Origin of the sequence: Micromonospora sp. NPDC047753, assembly GCF_040642735.1 — a bacterium.
In the GTDB taxonomy this organism is placed as follows: Bacteria; Actinomycetota; Actinomycetes; order Mycobacteriales; family Micromonosporaceae; genus Micromonospora.
The window spans coordinates 1-5,094 of sequence record NZ_JBEYSL010000486.1; the positions used below are offsets into that span (position 1 = coordinate 1).

5 protein-coding genes are annotated in these 5,094 nt (G+C 70.5%); 4 read left to right on the forward strand and 1 reads right to left on the reverse strand.

What is annotated here, in order from left to right:
* Positions 1-238 precede the first annotated feature (238 nt).
* On the reverse strand, positions 239-1,327 hold the full coding sequence (locus ABZ749_RS29110) for an aldo/keto reductase (protein ID WP_357233393.1): 1,089 nt from the start codon (positions 1,325-1,327) through the stop codon (positions 239-241).
* 140 nt (positions 1,328-1,467) lie between these two features.
* On the opposite strand from ABZ749_RS29110, the gene ABZ749_RS29115 reads away from it, so the two are divergent.
* The 4 genes from ABZ749_RS29115 to ABZ749_RS29130 form a co-directional block, all read left to right on the forward strand.
* Positions 1,468-2,073: a TetR/AcrR family transcriptional regulator gene (locus ABZ749_RS29115; protein WP_357233395.1), complete on the forward strand. Its 606-nt coding sequence runs from the start codon at positions 1,468-1,470 to the stop codon at positions 2,071-2,073.
* Positions 2,074-2,132: 59 nt separating this feature from the next.
* The gene (locus tag ABZ749_RS29120; protein ID WP_357233397.1) at positions 2,133-2,312 is read left to right on the forward strand and encodes a hypothetical protein; all 180 of its coding nucleotides are present in this window, start codon (positions 2,133-2,135) and stop codon (positions 2,310-2,312) included.
* Positions 2,313-2,519: 207 nt separating this feature from the next.
* Positions 2,520-4,136: an ABC-F family ATP-binding cassette domain-containing protein gene (locus ABZ749_RS29125; protein ID WP_357233399.1), complete on the forward strand. Its 1,617-nt coding sequence runs from the start codon at positions 2,520-2,522 to the stop codon at positions 4,134-4,136.
* A 223-nt stretch (positions 4,137-4,359) separates the two neighbouring features.
* Positions 4,360-5,094 (forward strand): LacI family DNA-binding transcriptional regulator (locus tag ABZ749_RS29130; RefSeq protein WP_357233401.1); only part of this gene is annotated, 735 nt, incomplete at its 3' end.

Sequence of the window (5,094 nt, forward strand, 5' to 3'; positions counted from 1 at the left end):
CCGAGATATACAAAAGCATCTCTTCTATCTTTACAGACCCTACTCTCTTACCATATCCCCACGCCACCGCACCCCGCCCCGCCCCCCGCCCCCGCCCCGCCCCCGCCCCCACCCCGCCGATCTTGCACTTTCGGTTGTCGACATGAGTGGGACGCCCCTTATGTCGGGACAGCAAGTGCAAGATCGACGGGGAGGGGCAGGGGGCGGGGGAGGGGCAGGGGCGTGATCGTGTGAGGTGCTACTTGGCGTTGAACACCGGCGGGGCGTAGCCGGCTGGCTTGTCGCCGATGCCGAGGCCGGGGCTCACCACCCAGGACTGGTACTGCGGGGTGAACATCACGTAGGGCACCCCGAGTTGCCGAGCGCTGGCCTCGTCGAGACGGCGGCGCGCGTCGGCCGGGATCTCGAAGTCGAGCGCCTCGAAGTTGCTGCCGATCTGCTCGGCGCTGCTCGCGCCGATGATCACCGAGGCTACTGCGGGTTGGGTGGCGACCCAGTTGATCGCGACCTGGGCCATGCTGCGGCCCAACTCGGTGGCGACGCTCTCCAGGGCGTCGATGACCTGCCACTCGCTGGCGCTGACCTCGCGGCCGCCGGTGTCGGGATTGGTCAACCGGCCGGTCCCGCTGAGGCCGTCGCCGCTGCGACGGTACTTGCCGCTGAGCAGGCCGCTGGCGATCGGGCTCCATGCGGTGAGCCCCATGCCCATGGTCTGGGCCATCGCCACGTACTCCGCCTCGATGTCGCGGCTGACCAGGGAGTACGGCAGTTGCAGATTGATCATCGGGGCCAGGCCGTGCGCCTCGGCGTAGCTCTGCGCCCGGGTGGCATACCAGGCCGGTACGTCGGAGAGGCCGGCGTACCGGATCTTGCCGGCGCGCACCAGGTCGTCGAGAGTGTGCACGACCTCCTCGACCGGGGTGATCCGGTCCCAGGTGTGCAGCAGGTACAGGTCGATGTAGTCGGTGCCAAGTCGGCTCAGCGACGCCTCGACGGCCCGCATGATGTGCTTACGGCCGTTGCCGCTCGCGTTCGGGTCGCTCGGGTCGACGGTGTTGGTGAACTTGCTGGTGAGCACGAGCCGTTCGCGCACGCCGGCCCGCTCGATCAGCCGGCCGAGGATCTTTTCGCTCTCGCCGGCGGTGTAGAAGTCCGCCGTGTCGATGAAGTTGCCGCCCGATTCCAGATACCGGCGGAAGATCGGCTCGGCCTCCTCCTCGGTCTTGCCGTACGCGGCGTGGAATCCGTCGACGCCGAAGTTCATGGTGCCCAGCGCCAGCCGGCTCACCCGCAGACCGGACCGCCCGAGCAGGTAGTAGTGGTTCATCGTTGTGTCCTCTCGATCACGTGGCGGCCCCGAGCGGACCGTTTTCCAGACCTTTGCTCGGCAAAATTGGACCTGCAAGTCCAAAAGCCGAGCTAGGGTCGGACGGGCAGGCACGAGGGGCAAGCGGTGAGGGAGGTCTCATGACAAGGGCGCTGACCCGCAAGGGCGAAGCCACCCGGGCGCGGATCGTCGCCGGCGCCGCCGCCGAGATCCGTGAGCGCGGCGTCGACGAGGTACGCCTCGAGGATGTGATGGCCCACACCGGCACCAGCAAGGGTCAACTCTTCCACTACTTCCCGGAGGGAAAGGAAGAACTGCTGCTGGCGGTGGCCCAGCACGAGGCCGACCAGGTCCTGCTCGACCAGGAGCCGATGCTCAGCAACCTGACGTCCTGGCCGGCCTGGCTGGCGTGGCGCGACCGACTGATCGAGCGCTACCGGGCACAGGGAGTGAAATGCCCGCTCAACGGTCTGCTCGGCCAGACCGGGCGGCGGGCGCCGGGCGCGCAGGCGATCGTGACCGGGCTCATGTGGCGCTGGCAGAACGCGATCGCCGACGGCGTCCGGCACATGCAGTCGACCGGGGACATCTCCGCGGACGTGGACGCCGACCGCGCCGCCGCGGCGCTGCTCGCCGGCATCCAGGGCGGCGTACTCCTGCTGCTCTCCACCGGAAAGACCGACCACCTGGAAGCGGCCCTCGACCTCACCATCGACTCCCTGCGGGCAGGTGCCCGGACGGCCTGATCGTGTCAGGATCTGCCCGTCCGGCCGTGTCGGTCGCGGTCGGAGAGGGGCGGTCGATCATGTCGGCAGGAATGGCGGCGGCACTGGTGGGCGGCGGGGTCGCGCTCTGCGCTGGTCTGCTGCTGGTGATCATCGCCGTGCTGGGGCGTCGCGCTCGGGCAGGGCGACTGGCGGGCCGATACACGTCCCGGCGGGGAAACTCGTCGGACAACAGCTCGTCGAGCACGGGCGGGAGCTGAGCCGAAGCCGGCACGGTTATCGTTGCGCCCGAGTTCTGGGAGATCGGAGCAGACGTGGCAGGTGACGACGACATCTCCGGGTGAGCACCCGGACCGGCCGCCGACGGGCGCGTGATCGCGCCTCCGTCGCCGCGGCCTCCGTCGTCATGTCCTGCTTCCGCCGGGGTGCCGGTGTGCGCCCCGGATCGTCGTTATCCGAGGTTCCCCATGTCTGTTCGACCTGCTCTCACCGCCCATGACCTCGTGCGGGTCCGCGGCGACCGCCGGGTGCTCGACGGCGTCTCCCTGACTGCCGCGCCCGGCCACCGGATCGGCCTGATCGGTGAGAACGGCACCGGCAAGACGACCCTGTTGCGGGTCCTGGCCGGCGTCGACGTACCCGACTCCGGCACCGTCACCCGTCCACCGGACGTCGGCTTCCTGCACCAGGAACTGCCGTTGCGGGCATCCGCCACCATCGCCGCCGTCCTCGACGACGCGCTGCGCGAGGCTCGCGCCAACCTCGCCGAGCTGGACCGGATCGGCGTCGCGCTCGCCGACGCGCCGGAGGGCACCGAGCAGCACGACCGGCTGCTGGCCGCGTACGGCGAGGTGCTGGAACGGGCACAGGACCGCGACGCCTGGGACGCCGACCGGCGTGCCCGCACGGTCCTCGACGGCCTCGGTCTCGGCGGGCTGCCCCACGACCGCATGGTGGGTGCGCTCTCCGGTGGGCAACGTGGCCGGCTCGCCCTCGCGGCGACGTTGATCCGCCGGCCGAGCGCGCTGCTGCTCGACGAGCCCACCAACCATCTCGACGACGCGGCGGCGGCGTTCTGCGAGGACCAGCTCCGTGCCATGCCGGGGGTGGTCGTGGTGGCCAGTCACGACCGGGCCTTCCTGGACGCCGTCTGCACCGATCTCATCGACCTGGACCCGGCGGTCGACGGGCCGGTCCGCTTCGGCGGCGGCTACACGGCGTACCTGACGGCGAAGCGCGCCGAGGCGCAACGGTGGCGGCGGCGCTACGACGACGAGCAGGCGCTCCTCGCCGACCTGCGCGAGGCCGCCGCCGTGACCGGGCACCAGGTCGCCCACGGCCGGGGCCCGCGCGACAGCGAGAAGATGGGGTACGGGCACACCGCCGGCCGTGTTCAGAACCAGATCTCCCGGCGCGTCCGCGACGCCGTCCGTCGACTGGAGACGATCGAGCGCGACCCCGTTCCGGTGCCGTCGGAGCCGTTGCGCTTTCACACGACGGCGCTCGCCGTCGGCGACAGTGACAGCGTCATCGTCACGGCGGACCAGCTGGAGGTTCCCGGCCGACTGCGGGTGGCGCATCTGGAGCTCAGATCCCGCGACCGGCTGTTGGTGACCGGCCCCAACGGGGCTGGCAAGTCGACCCTGCTCGCCGTGCTCGCCGGCCGGCTGACCGGTGCCGGAACGCTCTGGCGACGACCGGAGCTGCGGGTCGGCCTGCTCACTCAGGACAGCGTCTTCGCGGATGCGCGGCGGACGGCCCGGCAGGTCTTCGAGGCGGCCGTCGGGATGGAACGGGCCGCTGCCGTACCGCTGTCGTCCCTCGGGTTGCTCGCCCCGGCGGACCTCGACCACCCGGTGGCCGACCTGTCGGTCGGACAACGCCGTCGGCTCGCCCTCGCGGTGCTCGTCGCCGATCCGCCGGAGCTGCTCCTGCTCGACGAGCCCACCAACCACCTCTCGCCGACGCTCTGCGACGAGTTGGAGGACGCGCTGGGCACCGGCCCGGGTGCCATCGTCGTGGCCAGCCACGACCGCAGACTCCGCTCCCGCTGGCCCGGCCGAGAGCTCCGCCTCCCCACCTGAACCCACCCCACCCCCACCCCACCCGCACCCCACCCCCACCCCGACAGTTGATCATGAAGTTATTGCCACGACACGCCGCTGCGCAGGGCAACAACTTCATGATCAACGCGGCGGGGCGGGGTGCGGTAGTGCGCGGTGCGGGGTTGGAAACGTTTTCGTAACGGGCCCTTGACCTCTCCGCCACTTGCGGAGCAGACTCCCCGGAAACGTTTACAGCTATCGGGTGGAGGTGCCGAACGTGGGTCGTAAACGTTTACAGGAACCGGCGGACGGCCGGCCCACGGTGCACACCGTCGCCGCCCGCGCCGGCGTCTCCATCGCGTCCGCCTCGCGGGTGCTCAACGGCGTCGGCGGCAGCCCCGAGACGATCCGCAAGGTTCGTGAGGCGGCGGCCGAGGTGGGCTACGTGCCCAACGCGATCGCCCGGTCGTTGCAGTCCCAGCGCACCGGTCTGATCGCGCTCGCGGTGGAGGACATCGGCAACCCGGTCTACGTGGAGATGATGCGGGCCATCGAGGCCGTGGTCGCGTCCTCCGGGCGGCAGCTGCTGGTGCACGCCACCGGCGGGCGGATCGACAACGAGACCGCTCTGCTGCGACGACTGGCCAACCGCTACGTGGACGGCATGATCGTCTCGCCGATCCGGGTCACCGACGACCACCTCACCGCGCTGGTGGACAGTCCGGTGCCGGTGGTGGTCGTCGGCCAGCTCGGCGCGGACGCTCCGATCGACAACGTGCGTACCGACTCGCGCCACGGTGTGGCGCTGGCCGTGGACCACCTCGTCGCCACCGGCCGACGGCGGATCGGTTTCGTCAACGGTCCGCTCGACACCGTTCCGGGCGCCGCCCGTGACGCCGGATTCCGGGCCGCCCTGACCCGACACGGCATGTTGCCCTTACTCATCGTCCGTACCGAACGCGAGAGGTCAAGCTCAAGTCGCTCCGCGAAATCGGTG

Excerpts from the sequence above, each read along its gene's own strand:
- ABZ749_RS29125 (WP_357233399.1), top strand. The coding sequence starts at position 2,520 with ATGTCTGTTCGACCTGCTCTCACCGCCCATGACCTCGTGCGGGTCCGC.
- ABZ749_RS29110 (WP_357233393.1), bottom strand. The coding sequence starts at position 1,327 with ATGAACCACTACTACCTGCTCGGGCGGTCCGGTCTGCGGGTGAGCCGG.
- ABZ749_RS29115 (WP_357233395.1), top strand. The coding sequence starts at position 1,468 with ATGACAAGGGCGCTGACCCGCAAGGGCGAAGCCACCCGGGCGCGGATC.
- ABZ749_RS29120 (WP_357233397.1), top strand. The coding sequence starts at position 2,133 with ATGTCGGCAGGAATGGCGGCGGCACTGGTGGGCGGCGGGGTCGCGCTC.